This window comes from Flavihumibacter sp. ZG627, assembly GCF_000814325.1.
Taxonomy (GTDB): Bacteria; Bacteroidota; Bacteroidia; order Chitinophagales; family Chitinophagaceae; genus Flavihumibacter.
In genome coordinates, this window is the sequence record NZ_JPHF01000013.1 from 54,368 (window position 1) to 69,316 (window position 14,949).

The window sequence follows — 14,949 nt, forward strand, 5'->3', positions numbered from 1 at the left end:
AATATCAGAATGCGAGCCTGAAACTGCCAAAGATGCCAAAGCGGCTTACGGACTCAACAGGAAGCGGCCTTGGTAATACTCTCCAAACAAAGTCGACCCTGAATACCTTGAAGATATTATCTACACCAGTGCCTAACTCCATATAAACTTTACCATCAAGGTCCTTGAACTGGTTGTATGTATTGTTGAAGTTGAGCGCCTTATTTGCTTCGCTGATGCCTCCTGTAATAGCTTTCGCACTCCAGAATTGCCTGAACTTCAATTTCCGTGTGAGGGGTATATACCGGAATATCCCGTTGCCAAAATTATGCTCCACATTAAATCCCGCATACCGATCACTGATATATTCAAACCTCGCCATCAGGTTGAAAGCATATTTGTTGTAATAGTAGATCTCGTTGCCGGGCATAACATTCAATAGCATATAGGGAAGTGTGCCATTGGTCTTGCCTGCAAATACGTTATAGTACAGACTTCCATAAGGAGCTATCTTCATATAATCTGAAACACTTGCATAGAGCCTGTCATAGCTGTAATTGCTATTGAAAACATTAGGTAATCCCCTGGCATATTGTAATTCAAGAATAGGGAGGGCGCTTCCTAAACTGTAGCGGTTGAAATTTGTTTCAAAGAACTGCTCATTGTAGGCAAACCTTAGTCGTAAGCCCATTTCAAAATTATGAAGTGCCTGGCCCTTGCCACCATTATCGATGAATAATGATTTTGGCGGGAGATTCTGCAGTGGATCAAAATTTTTCTGTGTGGCAGTTATGGTTGCCGAAATGCCAGGTGTCCACTCCTTGAAGTATTCAAGCCTGGCTTCCTGGATCTGCATGAACTTGATGGGAATTCCCTGCTTTCGGATGGCCAGTGCAAAGATGTTGTCGGTGCTGATCTCATCATAATAAACCTGGCCATTATCAAGATCCTTGGTATAACTGGCATGGATATATGTACGCGGCGATCTGCTGAAAAGATATTTTCCTTCCAGCTTATATTTGAATTGCTGGTCGCCGAATCCATATGCCAGATAGCCATGCAGGAACAGGTCCTTATTGAATTTTGGATTTGTTCCCAGGTCAAAGCGCATCCTGAATCCTTCCCATGCATTGGCAGTAGCCCAGTTAAACCACGGACCTATCTCATAATTCCCAACATTCTTATAACCAGTGGCGAGGAAGTTGATAGTACTCACATATCTTTTAAAGAGTGGCATCTTCTGCAGGGTATCTATCATGGCATAAATTGCCTTCTCATTTTTACTGAGCTCTTCATGCCGCGAGCCGGCCCAGAAACTATCTGCTTTCTGTTGCGCACCCGGTAGGAAATGCACCTCACTCTGAACCTTATTACGGGCTATCGTATCTCTTATATATTGTTCATTTACGACGATGTCTTTATAGGTTGCGGTTTTACGGCCTATGACACCAAATCTTGTTTTTCCGATAGGGGCAATATCAGCAACAAACTTATCCTTCACCAGAAACCAGGTACTGTCATTGATCATTTTAAACTCCTGGATCAGGCTGAGCTTATCAATGAAATTAATATTGGCATCGCGACGAAGATGCAGGGTCATCTTCTGTATTGCCCAGGTTGGATCATGCACCCAGCAATCGCCTTCAAAAGTATTCTCCCCTTTACGCTTTGGACTAAATACCATATGTATCAGTCGTTGCCCGGCAACATATTGTGTATCGAGTACTTTGTAATTGTAATATGCATCGCCATTGTCGCTGATCGGACTAACAAATTCCTTATCAAATACGGGGATGAAATTATTATAGAAGTTGATGACCTGGTCTGTACCACCCAGGAACTTGCTCACACTTTCATTATTAACGCCCTTGGTATTTACCGCCTTTATCCATTCACGTGTACGACGAGGTGATTTCTGGTAGTAGTATTCTGATAAGGTTTCAGTAAGATAAACGGGTAGAAAGGGTTGACCCTCTGAAGTATCAATATTATCAAGAATGAAACCGAATGGACGGAGCGGACCAAAGTCCTTCATCTTGTCTTTGTTGATGCGGTTTATATCCAGCTCCAGTTTGTTATATAATTCGTAGGCAAAAGAATTGAAACGATAGCGGTCATTCATTGGCTTTCGCTTCACGATCCTCTTCCACATCAGGTATCCACGGTCTATCTTTCTCTTCACAACCACCTCAGTGGTGAACTTACCCCTTTCCATATTCACGATAAGCTCAATGGAATTTTCATCTCCCTTTGAAAGGGAGCGGGCGATCTCCGGACTTATGCCGATCCGCACATCCTGGTATCCTACATATGTAATTTCAAGGCTATCGACAGGCCACTCATCAAATCGGAAAATAAAACTGCCTGCAGAGTCAGTCAACCGCCCTTGTTGAGACCGGATGAATTTCAATGAGGCGAAAGGGATGCGTTCATCGCTCAATTTATCCTTTACATATCCCCGAATGGTTTTGGTTTGCGCATTGGCGAATAAGGTTATCAGCAAAGTAAGCAGCACCCCAAATACACGGCGGCTTTTGGGACTAAAATTCATAGAAATGCAAAAATAATATAAGTTGGATAACGTAAATATTACTTTAACAGTTGTGTTAAGGCAGAATATTTTGAAGATTCAATTAGTTTCTATTACTTTGATTTTCAAAGTGCTTTTATGAATAGTACTCACAGTGGCATTGAAACCCTAGAGGATATACGCAAAATAATGGAGAGGAGCAGCCGCTTCATCAGCCTCAGCGGCTGGAGTGGAATTGCTGCCGGACTCTGCGCTATAATTGGCGCCTGGCTTGGATATGGGGCAATGGGCGACTATCATTCAAATGCGAATAGGGAAGTTGCCCAATGTGTTGAATGCCTTCGCAATAATCTTGTCTGGATCGCTGCCGTCGTTTTTGCTGCCGCGGTTTTCGCGGCATTTATTTTTACCTATATCCGTAGTAAGCGGGATGGTGTTGCCATTTGGGGCAACTCCGCCAGGAAACTTCTTTGGAGCACATTGGTTCCCATGGCAGTAGGTGGAGCATTTATCCTGCGATTGATACAACTGGAAGAGTATCAACTTGTGGCTTCTGCATCCCTTTTATTCTATGGTCTCGGCTTGCTTAATGGAAGTAAGTATACCCTTGGAGAGATCCGTTTCCTTGGCTATGCACAATTATTGACAGGCATCATCTGCCTCTGGTTTACGGAGTATGCAATCATCTTCTGGGTAATCGGATTTGGACTGTTACACATCATTTATGGTATCGCAATGTGGTGGAAATACGAAAGGAATAAGTAAGGATAATGAAGAATCCTATTGAGCATCTGAATAAAATTTTTGACAGTCGTATAAGGCTGGGTATCATGAGTTCACTCATGGTGAATGATTCCGTGAATTTCAACGAGCTGAAAGAACTGATCGAAGTGACCGATGGTAACCTTGCCACCCATCTCAAAACTCTGGAAGAGAACGCCTATATTAAAGTGCAGAAGGGATTTATAGGTAGAAAGACCAATACCATGTACAGTGTAACAAAAGCGGGCGAAAAGGCTTTTAAACTTCACCTTGACGCCCTTGAGAAAATGATCAAATCTATTGGTTAATTCTAGAAGTCTACCCCCAGTGCGAAATGAAAGATCGGTTTCCCTTTAAAGATGCCATTCATCTCCCATCCGGTATCAAGCCTCATAAAATATCCAAGTAAGGTACTCCTTGCACCAAAGCCATAACCGCCTACAAAAGGTCCGATACCACCAGCCTTGATACGCACAGAAATGGGATCTGTTGGATTATCGCGGTAGATCCTGTCGGGTCGCTTGATGCCATTATAGGAACCATTCCATGCAGACCCCAGATCAATGAATTGTACCAACTGGAAATTACGCAGGAAAGCATTGTTAATAGGACGCTTCAGCAAAGTAGTGAACACAGGGAACCTGAACTCACTGTTAAGCACAACCGCATTATTACCATTGGCTATATTCTGTTTAAAGCCTCTCATATTAACGGCAAGTGCCTGGAATGCATAAGTGGGATCCTGTGGCAATTCATCTGTATTGGCCTTTGGAAACAACCATCCATCCTGTCCACCCAGGTAATACAATATTTTGCGATTACCCCAGGAGAAATCTCCCGCTGCTCTACCTGCCCAGATGAAGTTCTGGAAGATAGGGTAGTAGTAACGTGCATCAAAACCAACATTAAATGTATTGCGTCCATCTGATGTTGCAAGTTTGCTGATCTGCATATTGAAATCTCCATATACCTTGTAACGAAGCCCGTTCCAGATATTGGTGGCCTTCTCAACAGCATTATCATGTACATATTCAAGACGCACCAGTCCATAGGTCCTTTTGCTATCAGGTACACCCACCGTTTGCGGTAGTTCAACTATTGATTTGGTAACTACCTTGTCTAAACGAACGCCGGTATTCAGTCGAATACTCCTTACCCTGTCGAGCGGATAACGCATCCCTAATTGGTAAAGGTTTGTAAAGAGCTTGGCCGGCACAGCAAGTGTTGTGTTCTGGAAAGGCGTTGAACCCACATCCGTACGGCGATAATACATGGCCGAATAATCCACCCGCTTCTTCAGGTAATCAAATCTTGCCATATACTCCGAACCAGAATTGAATAACGATTGTGAGCCGGGTATAAATATATTGGGATCACCAACCTGTACGGGAATTCCCTGTCCGGCTGTATTGATCAAAGGTGACCTCAGCATTCCTGTGAAACGAATATCTTCCATGAGGTCATAAACGGTGACCTTGAACATTCCATTGAAGCCATTATTGGAACTGTTGGTTACAGGCAAAGAACCTGTATAGGGCTCATACCTTGTTACCAGCACATCATTATTAAAGAGCGAACCTGTTACCTGGTCTACCGAAAACTTCAGCCGGTACTGGAACCGGCCTGCTTTCTTAAGTATAGATGGCTGCTGTTCTTCTGCTTCAAGCGCAGCACGGGCAGCAGCACTGGTATCAACCGGCTCATTATCAAATTCAGTATCGAAGATTACCTTATTAGATGTGTCAGCAACTTCAGGTTGTTGGAATTGCAATGCATTACCTGCCGCAAGCCTGGCCTCGTCAATTGTTCGGCGACGAAAATCTGTTGGCCTCGGGTTGATATTACGCTTGCGTAAAGTGTTCTCATCAACCTTCAGCTTGTAAAGGAATTTCAACTCTCCTTCCTGGCGTACTTCACTTACCTGGTCCATATCACCGGCCGATTTTGTTTCCACTAAACCACTCTGGTAATTGGTGATCGGGAATACATAGGCCGAATCATTGGTGATGGAAAGCGTGAATATGGTATCGGGTTCCACCTTGTCATAGAACTTCAGCAATGAATCTATATCGCGGTATTCAGGATTGCGAAGTACATCATCTCCGATGCGGTAAATAGTATCAACACCAACCCTTTCCGTTGAAAAGAATCCTGCAAAACGGTTATTGATTCCATTCTCATCTGCAACAAATGTGAAGTGGGATGTATTGTATTGTGTGGGATATCTAGCATTGCCATATTTCAGGTTGCTCATTTGCGAGATCTGCTTGAATTCAGACTTGTTGAAATTATCGATCAGGAAAATATTATACCGGTAGTTGGATGGCAATACTGTATCTGTACTTACCGCATTTACCGATGGCCTGTTGGATGAATAGAGTATACCAGCCTTATTGGGAAATGCCACGAAGGATGGATCAAGATCATCATAAATATCATTGGTGATCTGCTCTGCACGTTCACGGTCGATCTTGAATGTATAGATATCTGACTGACCGTTCTTCACAGCACTCATCAACAGGGTGTTATCGTCTGTCATGTATTTCACATCCTGTATCTGTTCAAAATCAAGCACCAGTTTATCGGCCTTGATCCTTGAATAGATATCATAAGTGAACATCCTGAGCTTCCCTTCAAAACTATATACAACAAGAAGTTTATTCCCTTTTCCATTCCATGCAAGCAGTGGCAGGTGCGGATCCTGGCGGGCTTCAAGGTTTCTCACTCCATTGCGGAGCAGCACTTTCTTAGTTGTATAATCTTCATAATAGATCACACATTGCTGCCCTTTCTTGTATTCAACAACGGCATAGCTCTGGCTGCGCGGGGCGGGATTGGGAGTGAAGTTGTAGAAATCAGTATTCTTGTCTATCTCTTCCACAACAGACATAGATCCCTTCGGATTATTACGCCTGCCCCTGATATCCTTTGAATATTTCGACTCGTTATAGGTCATTACTTCATTGAGCAATGCCTTGAATTTCATCTTGGCGATACGGTTCGAAGCACCATTCAGATTGCGGTATAATCTTGCGAGGTAGAGGAAGTATTTGGTGTTCTCTTTTTTATAAACTTCTTCTATATATCGCCAAAAACTATGCCCGGCAAGGTTGGGCTGGTCATAGGCAAACTGGTAAAAGTTGCGATACTTTCCTGATAGCATGGCTGATTTCAACTGGTCATCAAGTTCGGTACTCCAGTTTTCCGCTGCATAGGAAACGAAACCATCGGTAAGCCACTTTGGCAGATCAAGCAGGGCCTGGTTTGCTGCAAATTCACCAAGGTCATCTCCGAATAAAATATTGTCGAGCAACACACGGGCAATACCCTGGCGAACCTGTTTGCGTAAATGAAGATGATCGCTGTTATAGTAGATCACCATCTTATTATTCACCAGTTGGGTATTTCCTCCATTCACTGCCACGTCAGTCTTTAGACCGATATTTGTTTGCTGGAAGTCATTGAAGCTATTGTAGACAACAATATTGGTTCGTCGCTGGAGACCATATTCCATAAAGGTCTCCATCTCCGGAAGCTCTATCTCTGCGAGTTGAGCTACCGATTTAGCAATGGGCTCACCGTTCTGGCTATAATATGTATTGAAATTGTCAGTCTGGTAAAACTGCCATTTGAAATTTTTGTATTGAACCCTGTTTTTTCCAAATTCTACCGTGTTCACCTGGGAATATGCCAGGTTGAATGTATTCAGCAGGGAAAGGATGATGATCAGAGCAAAATTCTTCGGAAATTGCATACCCAATGATTGTGGTCTAAAATTATGGTTTTCAGGCTTATCCCCCTAATCCACTTAAAATAATAGAGCTATGTTAACAATACAGTCTTTTGTCTTTAGTCCCATTATGGAAAACACATATGTGCTCTATAATGAAACGGGTGAATGCATGATCATTGACCCCGGCTGTTACGACCAGCAGGAGGAGTCTGAACTTCGGTCATTCATCACCAAACATAAACTCACACCGAAACTTCTACTCAATACACATTGCCATCTCGATCATGTTTTCGGCAACCATTTTGTTCACCACGCCTGGAAACTGGAACTCCACCTTCATCCCGCAGAAAAAATCGTGCTGGATTATGCGCCGGAAGCGGGTAGTCGATGGAATCTGCCTTTCCGCAATTATGATGGTCCCCTTCATTTTATTAAAGGGGGGGAAATGATTTCCCTTGGTGCCAACCAGCTTTCGATTTTGGAAGCACCCGGGCATTCACCCGGACATATATGCTTTTATTCATCGTCACAGCAATTTATCATTGGCGGCGATGTCCTTTTCCGAAGGAGCATTGGCCGTACCGATCTTCCCGGGGGTAACCACCAGCAATTATTGAACAGTATACGTACGCAATTGTTCACCCTTCCGGATGCGGTGAAAGTATATCCCGGTCATGGAGAACCGACAACTATAGGAGAGGAGAAACGTAGGAACCCGTTTTTGACCTGAAAATCATTTACGATCACCCAATCACTCTTCCTGCCCATTGACCAAATGCGCCAAAGGAGGCTAATTCTTTTTTTTCTACTCTTGCCACAAACAGCAGGAAAGCCAGTAGTAAAATACTTCCTGTCAGTATGCTAAACCATAACGGGTTGTAGAAATACAGGATGCCGCGGTGAACCAGCAATATGATCGTTACCAGCGCCAGGTAAGAAACCAGTTTTTTGGTGGCATAGGGTACTGGGTAAAATTTTTGTCCCGATACATAGCTGGCCACCATCATCAGCAGGTAACAGCTGAAAGTAGCAAGTGCTGCGCCAAGGTATTGGAGTTTAGGAATAAGAATGATATTGAGAATAATAGTAAGGATGGCTCCGCCAATTGTTATATATGCGCCATATAAATTCTTGCCGGTGAGTTTGTACCAGATGCTTAAATTATAATATATGCCCAGGAATATATTACCCATCGCAAGAATGGGAACGATATACATGGCTTCGCCCCATGCTTCCGATTTCAGGGTTATGATCCATTTGAGCAGGTCGAGGTAAAGACCTATCATCAGGAACATAAAGCAGCAGGCGATCACGAAGAATTTCATCACCCGGGCATAGGATCTCTGTGCGCCTTCCTGCTTGCTCTGGTTAAAGAAAAAGGGCTCTGCCGCCATGCGGAAGGCCTGTATCATTATAGTAACAAGAACTGCAAGCCTGTATATATTGGCGAAAATACCTAACTGGTGCTTAGCTTCTTCAGCCGGAAGATCCACCACATGCTGGTATACCAGCCTGCTCAGCATGTCATTGATCATACCACCCAATCCAACGATGATGAGTGGGTAACTATATTTCATTACTTCTTTCCAGAGGGCGGTATCAAATTCCCACCGAACCGAACGTAGTTCAGGGATAAGCAACAGGAATGTGGCGATACTTCCCAACAAATTACCGATCAGGTACCAGCCAATACCAATATCGAGATTGAGGATAAGTCGCACCGGACTTTCCGGATTCTGTTCTACATAACCGGGCAGGAAACCGAGGAAGAAGAAGACGATTAGCAAATTCACGATGATACCTGCCACCCTTACAAAGGCATAACGTCTTGGCCGGCTTTCCTGCCGCAGCCTGGCAAATGGCAGGGTAGCCAGGGTGTCAAAAAGGATGATACCGCACATCAGGGTAATATATTCAGGATGCTCTGTAAGGCTTGCCGCTTCTGCCAGTACGCCCCTGTTCAGCCATAGCGCCAGGGTGAAGATGATGGTTGTAACGAACAGTGAAACAGATAATGTGTTATACAGATGTTGCTTGTCCTTTTCCTGTGAGAATCGGAAATAAGCAGTTTCCATTCCATAGGTGAAAAGCACATTCAGGAAAGGGATGATGGCATATACCTGGGTTATATCAGCTGTTTTTGCCGGTTGCAAAAAAAGAAAGGGCAGGGCCATATTCATCAGGTAGCCGAGGAAGCGGCTAACTATGGTGGGTACTCCATACCAGAGGGTTTGACCAGCCAGTTTTTTTATCTCACTCAAACTAATTCCGGGTTTTGGCAAAAATAGTCGGAATTATGGTCTGCGTTCCTATTTTGTACCTTTGTTCTCCAACCGTATAAATCTTTGTTTATGAAAAGAATATTTACACTGGCTGTTGTTTTTCTTATGGCCATGTTCACCTATGCCCAACCGGTAGCCATGGATGGTATTGCCGAATACCAGAAAAAGAAAATGCCTGCTGCAGTAATTGAGTTGCCTTATTCTGCCGAGATCGTAGAGAAAGCTATTGAAGATAATTTCGCCCAGAAAGGTTTTAAAGGTGCAAAGATGAAAGATTACACCTTATATCGAAAGGTAACCATGGGGCCGGAGAATAATCTCTATGATGTGTATGTTAAAGCAGAGCGTAGAAGCAGAAAGGAAAAAGAAGCTTCCATCGTTTATATGGTAATGGCCCGATCAAATGAATTACTTAGTTCGCGTACACCTGATGACCGGCATGGCATAGCAGATGGAAAGCAATATCTTAATGAGTTTACCCCTTATCTGGATGCTTACAACCTTAAATTGGAGATCATAGCCCAGGATGAGCAGATAAAGAAGATTGAAAAAAAACATGAAGGTCTTCTTCGCGATGGAGAAAATCTCCGCAAACGTAAACAGAAACTGGAAGAAGAGATCCTTGAAAATGAGAACGCAGTAAAAAAGCAGATACTTGATCTTGGTAAGATGAGGGAGGCCCTGGAAGCACTTAAGGGCAGACAGGGTCAATAATCCAGCATCATCTTTCTGGTTCAACCAATGATGGATTATTTATAAAAGCTTCATCGGTCAATGTTTTTAGAAACTCCACCAATAATCCCCTTTCCACTTCGGTGAGGGGAATTTTATTTTTTAGTAAAGGATCGGTGGTAACTCCATTTATTATGCCACTGTTATAATGTTCGAGTACATGGCTGAGATCGGTGAATCGCCCATCATGCATGTAAGGGAAGCTGACAGCTATATTCCGCAGACTCGGAACCTTAAATTTTAGTGAGTCAGAACTGCTACCGGTAATGCGCATACGACCATGATCATTGAGGTCGGGATTAACGGGCAATCCATTATTCCTGAATTGCAGATCGGTGAACAATGGTTCCTTGTGACAGCTATTGCAGTTTTGTTTAAAGATCTCATATCCCGCCGCCTGGTTCACATCAAACTGGTCTTTGGATTGTTTCACCCTGTCATATTTTGATTGGGATGATACCAGCATGAGCATGTATTGCGATAAGGCTTTCGTCATCATCTCTGTGCTGATCTCCTCTTTTCCGAAAACATTTCTGAAAGCAGCCTTATACGCTGGGTCGGCATTGAGTTTGGAGAGCACACCCGGAATTGTCTCAGCCATCTCATTTGCTGCGGTTATATGTGCCGGTGGTTGTTCATCAAGATTGGCTATCCCACCATCATGCTGCATCTCACGATGCCATGCCAGATTAAACAATGGCGGTGCATTGCGAAGTGTATGCTGGTCATCGAATCCATGGCTAAGGTCATGGTCGTAAGTTCCAAAGGCAGCAATAGGCTGATGGCAACTGGCACAGGGAAAATTTCCATCCTTTGAGAGTCGCCCATCAAAGAAGAGCTTCCTCCCTAATTCAAAACCCTTCCGCGTTAAAGGGTTTGCACTGAAATTGTATTGGGTCTGCGGCCAGCCTTCCGGCAGCGGAAATTGCATTGGTTCCGGCGATGATGGATCACCGTTATTACGGTTACAGGAAAGGTTGGTGGCTGTTATTAATATCGCTCCCAGTATGGATAATATGTAAATGGTCTTTCGCATCAGTTCACACTGAGATAGCTAACGCTGAACATGTTCTTATAATTGCCGGAGATTGTCTTGTTTATTTCATGTTTACGCAGGGTATCCCTATTTTCGACGAAACAAGCGGAAGTTACTGAAAAATGAAACTGGTCATACAACGGGTAAAACTGGCCTCGGTTAGCATCGGGGGGTCAGTTAAGTCCTCGATAGACGAAGGTTTGCTGGTATTTGTTGGCATTGAAGATGCTGATGCGGAAGACGATATCAAATGGCTCAGCACCAAACTCGTGCAGTTAAGAATTTTCAACGATGAGGCCGGCGTGATGAACTGCTCAGTTAAAGATACCGGTGGTGAGATCCTTATCATAAGCCAGTTCACCCTTCATGCCAGTACCCGCAAAGGAAACCGACCATCTTATATAAAGGCCAGTAAACCCGATATCGCCATCCCCCTTTACGAAACATTTGTGCGGCAGGTAGAAGCCGACTTAGGCAAGCCCGTGAAGACCGGTAGTTTCGGCGCCGATATGCAGGTTACCCTTGTAAATGATGGCCCGGTTACCATCCTTATTGATTCAAAAGCGAAGGAATGAACCCCAAAATATCTCCCATGCCTGATATAACAATCCGCGAATCACAGCAACTGGTGGACCAGTGGATCCGCACCGTTGGTGTGCGCTATTTCAGTGAACTCACCAACCTGGGTATCCTGATGGAGGAAGTAGGTGAGCTTTCCCGGCTCATGGTTCGGCAATACGGTGAGCAGTCGTTCAAGGAATCGGATAAGGGAAAGGAAATTGCCGATGAGATGGCCGATGTGCTCTGGGTGCTTATCTGTCTTGCCAACCAAACGGGGGTTGACCTCAGTTCAGCGCTTGAAAAGAACCTGGAGAAGAAGAATATGCGCGACCACGACCGCCACCGCAACAATGAAAAATTAGAGGGCTAATCCCGCCCCGCCTTCGCTTTGCCCTTTCCCCGCCCGCCCTTATCTTTGCGGACTTATGGCAAACGATAGCAACAAATTCCAGGCGATCATCTCCCATTGTAAGGAGTACGGATTCATATTCCCTTCCAGCGAAATCTATGATGGTCTCAGCGCCGTGTACGACTATGGCCAGTACGGCAGCGAGTTGAAGAAGAATATCCGCGATTATTGGTGGAAATGGATGACCCAGCTTCATGAGAATATTGTTGGTATTGATGCGGCCATCTTCATGCATCCCACCACCTGGAAAGCCAGTGGTCACGTTGATAATTTCAGTGACCCCATGATCGATAATAAAGACAGTAAGAAACGTTACCGCGTTGACCATCTCATTGAGGCACATGCGGAAACACTTCCTAAAGAAGAAGGGGAGGCCTTGCTGGCTAAGATGGACCAGTTTCTGGCTAAGGAAGATTTCGGCGGACTTAAATCATTCATTGAAGAAAATAAGATAAAGTGTTCTGTGAGCGGAACCTGCAACTGGACGGATGTTCGCCAGTTCAACCTGATGTTTTCAACCGAGTTTGGGGCTGTAAGTGGTGAGGGCGATGACAATATGGTTTACCTGCGTCCGGAAACCGCACAGGGCATTTTCGTGAACTTCCTCAACGTTCAGAAAACCGGCAGGATGAAGATCCCCTTTGGTATAGCCCAGGTGGGAAAGGCTTTCCGCAATGAGATCGTAGCCCGGCAGTTCATCTTCCGCATGAGGGAATTTGAGCAAATGGAAATGCAGTTCTTTATTCGTCCCGGCACACAAAAGCAGTGGTATGAATATTGGAAAGAAGAACGGATGAAATGGCACCTGAGCCTGGGTATCCCCGCCAGTCGCTATCGTTTTCATGACCATGTTAAACTGGCGCACTATGCCGATGCGGCCTGTGATATTGAATATGATTTCCCGATTGGATTCAAGGAAGTGGAAGGAATTCACTCCCGCACCGATTTTGATCTCAGGAATCACCAGGAATATAGCAAAAAGAAAATGCAGTATTTCGACAATGAAACTGACGAGGCAGGAAAACCATATGGTAACTATATTCCGTATGTAATTGAAACATCTATTGGACTTGATCGGACGGTGATGATGGTTTTGAGTGAAGCCTATGAAGAGCAGGACCTGAGCAGCCCTGAAAAGCAGGATAGCCGCGTGGTGCTGAAATTTCCGCCAAAACTGAGTCCGGTGAAACTGGCCATACTGCCGCTGATGAAAAAAGATGGCCTTCCGGAGATCGCCAGGCAACTAATGGATGAATGTAAAGCGTCTTTCAGGTGTTTTTATGAGGAAAAAGACACTATTGGTAAGCGTTACAGGAGGCAGGATGCCATCGGCACACCTTTCTGCGTAACCATAGACCACCAGTCAAAAGAGGATGGTACTGTAACTATCCGTCACCGTGACAGCATGTTACAGGAAAGAATTTCTATAAGGGATGTAAAAGAATTGGTAGAAAAATCTATTCAATAATTATTCTATATTATATATTTGTTTACACCCTGAACAACCCGTTCCCCATGGAACGGGTATATATATAAACGCATGCATATTACGCTACACCCTGGATTGATTGTTTTGGCCATGGCTGGATCTTTTATCTTCGGATTGATGATCAGGATGGTACAGGTTAACATCCTCAGGAAACAGGTACTGGAGCTGGAAAAGGAAAAGATGGATGATCATGCCGAGATCCTCCAGCTCCAGAAACAACTGGCCGATCTGCAAAACAAACCATCCAATCCATCCGTCTCAACCCCCGTTGTCCCTATTATGGATAAAGATTCCGGTCAGCCTGATGCAGGCAAGAACTACTGGGCCTCTCACTAAAATTCCCCGTATCGGGGCGGCCGGTGCAATATTCTTTTGAATGGTTCGTTTACCATTCAAACCAATTTCTATGATGTCTGCCAACATCAATATCGCCGTACTGCTTTGGGTCACAGCAGCCTTTGCCTTCGGGACCCTGATTGGATTCTCTTTCCGGAGCCGACAGATTTCAAAATCTAAGCGACGTATTCTTGAACTGGAAACCGAGATGGTTGACAACCATGCCGAGATCCTCCGGTTGCATAAATACCAGGCCGAAAAGAAAGCCAGTTCAGGTAAAGTGCCTGTAATCAGCATGCCGGTAGGAGAAGCATCTGCCACTCCTAAGGCCAAAGCCAAAGCATAAGCTTAGCCGTAGAGTTCTAAGTGGATGTCTTTTTTATCGTAACCGAACGCAAGGATGCGCCTTTTGGCCTCATCGATCATATTTTTCCAGCCACACAAATAAAACTTTGCCGGGTGCAGATGCATGCCGGCTTCCTGTTTCCTGGCATTGATGATCTCTTCATAAATAGCATGCACATAACCTGTGCGAACCAGATGTTCACCAGGTGTTTCCCTCGAAAAGGTTGGCAGGTATCTAAACGAACTCACTTTCTCCTCCAGCTCCCTCAACTCATCTCCATATAAAAGGTCTTCGATTTTCCGACACCCAAACAGCAGGTATATATTGTTGTGAGCGATATTGTTGATCAGGATATGGTGCACCATCGACCTGAATGGAGCAATGCCTGTTCCTGTGCATATAAAAAACAGATCCCTGTCTATTGTTTCCGGTAATACGAAAACACCCTGAGGCCCCCTGAGGCTTAACGCTGATCCTACCTTTACTTCTTTAAAAAGATATTCCGTTCCCAGCCCCCCTTCCAATTGAACAATGATCAGTTCGATCACATTGGTGCCATCGGGCCAGGAGGCAATGGAATAGCTTCGCCACCGTTTATTGCGTTGCTCATGAATAGGAAGATCAAGGGTCACAAATTGCCCGGGCTTATAATCAAAACGCGCTGTTTCCTGTATCTCTATCCAAAACCGCCTTGTACTGGGGGTCTCCTCTTCAATGCGTATTACTTTGCCTGTTTGCCATGCTGGAACCATTT

Annotated in this window: 14 protein-coding genes; 9 read left to right on the forward strand and 5 right to left on the reverse strand. The window is 44.5% G+C overall.

Features of this window, described 5'->3' with window-relative positions; translation table 11 throughout:
- Nucleotides 1–4 precede the first annotated feature (4 nt).
- Entirely contained in the window at nt 5–2,530 is a 2,526-nt protein-coding gene (locus HY58_RS17660) for a DUF5686 family protein (protein WP_052324267.1), read from the reverse strand.
- A gap of 117 nt (nt 2,531–2,647) precedes the next feature.
- Between HY58_RS17660 and HY58_RS17665 the strand changes: the two genes are divergently transcribed.
- Entirely contained in the window at nt 2,648–3,274 is a 627-nt protein-coding gene (locus tag HY58_RS17665) for a hypothetical protein (RefSeq protein ID WP_039135207.1), read from the forward strand.
- 5 nt (nt 3,275–3,279) lie between these two features.
- A complete protein-coding gene (locus HY58_RS17670) occupies nt 3,280–3,579 on the forward strand; it encodes a transcriptional regulator (protein ID WP_039135210.1) in 300 nt (99 codons plus the stop codon).
- A gap of 2 nt (nt 3,580–3,581) precedes the next feature.
- On the opposite strand, the gene HY58_RS17675 is transcribed toward HY58_RS17670, so the two are convergent.
- Entirely contained in the window at nt 3,582–7,025 is a 3,444-nt protein-coding gene (locus HY58_RS17675; RefSeq protein ID WP_039135213.1) for a hypothetical protein, read from the reverse strand.
- A 70-nt stretch (nt 7,026–7,095) separates the two neighbouring features.
- On the opposite strand from HY58_RS17675, the gene HY58_RS17680 reads away from it, so the two are divergent.
- Nucleotides 7,096–7,734 carry an MBL fold metallo-hydrolase gene (locus HY58_RS17680; protein WP_039135217.1) on the forward strand — a complete coding sequence of 213 codons (639 nt, stop codon included), beginning with the start codon at nt 7,096–7,098 and terminating at the stop codon, nt 7,732–7,734.
- Nucleotides 7,735–7,747: 13 nt separating this feature from the next.
- Here HY58_RS17680 and HY58_RS17685 read toward each other — a convergent pair whose 3' ends face one another.
- On the reverse strand, nt 7,748–9,265 hold the full coding sequence (locus HY58_RS17685) for a lipopolysaccharide biosynthesis protein (RefSeq protein WP_039135220.1): 1,518 nt from the start codon (nt 9,263–9,265) through the stop codon (nt 7,748–7,750).
- A gap of 90 nt (nt 9,266–9,355) precedes the next feature.
- On the opposite strand from HY58_RS17685, the gene HY58_RS17690 reads away from it, so the two are divergent.
- Nucleotides 9,356–10,000 (forward strand): hypothetical protein, encoded by a 645-nt coding sequence (locus HY58_RS17690; protein WP_039135224.1) that lies wholly within the window; start codon nt 9,356–9,358, stop codon nt 9,998–10,000.
- A 7-nt stretch (nt 10,001–10,007) separates the two neighbouring features.
- On the opposite strand, the gene HY58_RS17695 is transcribed toward HY58_RS17690, so the two are convergent.
- On the reverse strand, nt 10,008–11,054 hold the full coding sequence (locus tag HY58_RS17695) for a cytochrome-c peroxidase (RefSeq protein ID WP_039135227.1): 1,047 nt from the start codon (nt 11,052–11,054) through the stop codon (nt 10,008–10,010).
- Between the two features lie 122 nt (nt 11,055–11,176).
- Between HY58_RS17695 and dtd the strand changes: the two genes are divergently transcribed.
- The 5 genes from dtd to HY58_RS17720 all read left to right on the forward strand — a co-directional run bounded on the left by dtd (nt 11,177) and on the right by HY58_RS17720 (nt 14,195).
- Nucleotides 11,177–11,629, forward strand: a complete 453-nt coding sequence (dtd, locus tag HY58_RS17700) for a D-aminoacyl-tRNA deacylase (RefSeq protein WP_039135229.1) — start codon at nt 11,177–11,179, stop codon at nt 11,627–11,629.
- 17 nt (nt 11,630–11,646) lie between these two features.
- Entirely contained in the window at nt 11,647–11,985 is a 339-nt protein-coding gene (locus tag HY58_RS17705; protein WP_172644681.1) for a nucleotide pyrophosphohydrolase, read from the forward strand.
- A 55-nt stretch (nt 11,986–12,040) separates the two neighbouring features.
- Nucleotides 12,041–13,492 carry a glycine--tRNA ligase gene (locus HY58_RS17710; protein WP_039135232.1) on the forward strand — a complete coding sequence of 484 codons (1,452 nt, stop codon included), beginning with the start codon at nt 12,041–12,043 and terminating at the stop codon, nt 13,490–13,492.
- 72 nt (nt 13,493–13,564) lie between these two features.
- On the forward strand, nt 13,565–13,849 hold the full coding sequence (locus HY58_RS17715) for a hypothetical protein (protein WP_156123748.1): 285 nt from the start codon (nt 13,565–13,567) through the stop codon (nt 13,847–13,849).
- 70 nt (nt 13,850–13,919) lie between these two features.
- Entirely contained in the window at nt 13,920–14,195 is a 276-nt protein-coding gene (locus tag HY58_RS17720; protein WP_156123749.1) for a hypothetical protein, read from the forward strand.
- A 2-nt stretch (nt 14,196–14,197) separates the two neighbouring features.
- Here HY58_RS17720 and HY58_RS17725 read toward each other — a convergent pair whose 3' ends face one another.
- Nucleotides 14,198–14,947 (reverse strand): ferredoxin--NADP reductase, encoded by a 750-nt coding sequence (locus HY58_RS17725; protein WP_039135240.1) that lies wholly within the window; start codon nt 14,945–14,947, stop codon nt 14,198–14,200.
- Nucleotides 14,948–14,949 lie beyond the last annotated feature (2 nt).

Excerpts from the sequence above, each read along its gene's own strand:
- HY58_RS17705 (WP_172644681.1), top strand. The coding sequence starts at position 11,647 with ATGCCTGATATAACAATCCGCGAATCACAGCAACTGGTGGACCAGTGG.
- HY58_RS17675 (WP_039135213.1), bottom strand. The coding sequence starts at position 7,025 with ATGCAATTTCCGAAGAATTTTGCTCTGATCATCATCCTTTCCCTGCTG.
- HY58_RS17695 (WP_039135227.1), bottom strand. The coding sequence starts at position 11,054 with ATGCGAAAGACCATTTACATATTATCCATACTGGGAGCGATATTAATA.
- HY58_RS17725 (WP_039135240.1), bottom strand. The coding sequence starts at position 14,947 with ATGGTTCCAGCATGGCAAACAGGCAAAGTAATACGCATTGAAGAGGAG.
- HY58_RS17720 (WP_156123749.1), top strand. The coding sequence starts at position 13,920 with ATGATGTCTGCCAACATCAATATCGCCGTACTGCTTTGGGTCACAGCA.
- HY58_RS17660 (WP_052324267.1), bottom strand. The coding sequence starts at position 2,530 with ATGAATTTTAGTCCCAAAAGCCGCCGTGTATTTGGGGTGCTGCTTACT.
- HY58_RS17680 (WP_039135217.1), top strand. The coding sequence starts at position 7,096 with ATGTTAACAATACAGTCTTTTGTCTTTAGTCCCATTATGGAAAACACA.
- HY58_RS17665 (WP_039135207.1), top strand. The coding sequence starts at position 2,648 with ATGAATAGTACTCACAGTGGCATTGAAACCCTAGAGGATATACGCAAA.
- HY58_RS17690 (WP_039135224.1), top strand. The coding sequence starts at position 9,356 with ATGAAAAGAATATTTACACTGGCTGTTGTTTTTCTTATGGCCATGTTC.
- HY58_RS17670 (WP_039135210.1), top strand. The coding sequence starts at position 3,280 with ATGAAGAATCCTATTGAGCATCTGAATAAAATTTTTGACAGTCGTATA.
- HY58_RS17710 (WP_039135232.1), top strand. The coding sequence starts at position 12,041 with ATGGCAAACGATAGCAACAAATTCCAGGCGATCATCTCCCATTGTAAG.
- HY58_RS17715 (WP_156123748.1), top strand. The coding sequence starts at position 13,565 with ATGCATATTACGCTACACCCTGGATTGATTGTTTTGGCCATGGCTGGA.
- dtd (WP_039135229.1), top strand. The coding sequence starts at position 11,177 with ATGAAACTGGTCATACAACGGGTAAAACTGGCCTCGGTTAGCATCGGG.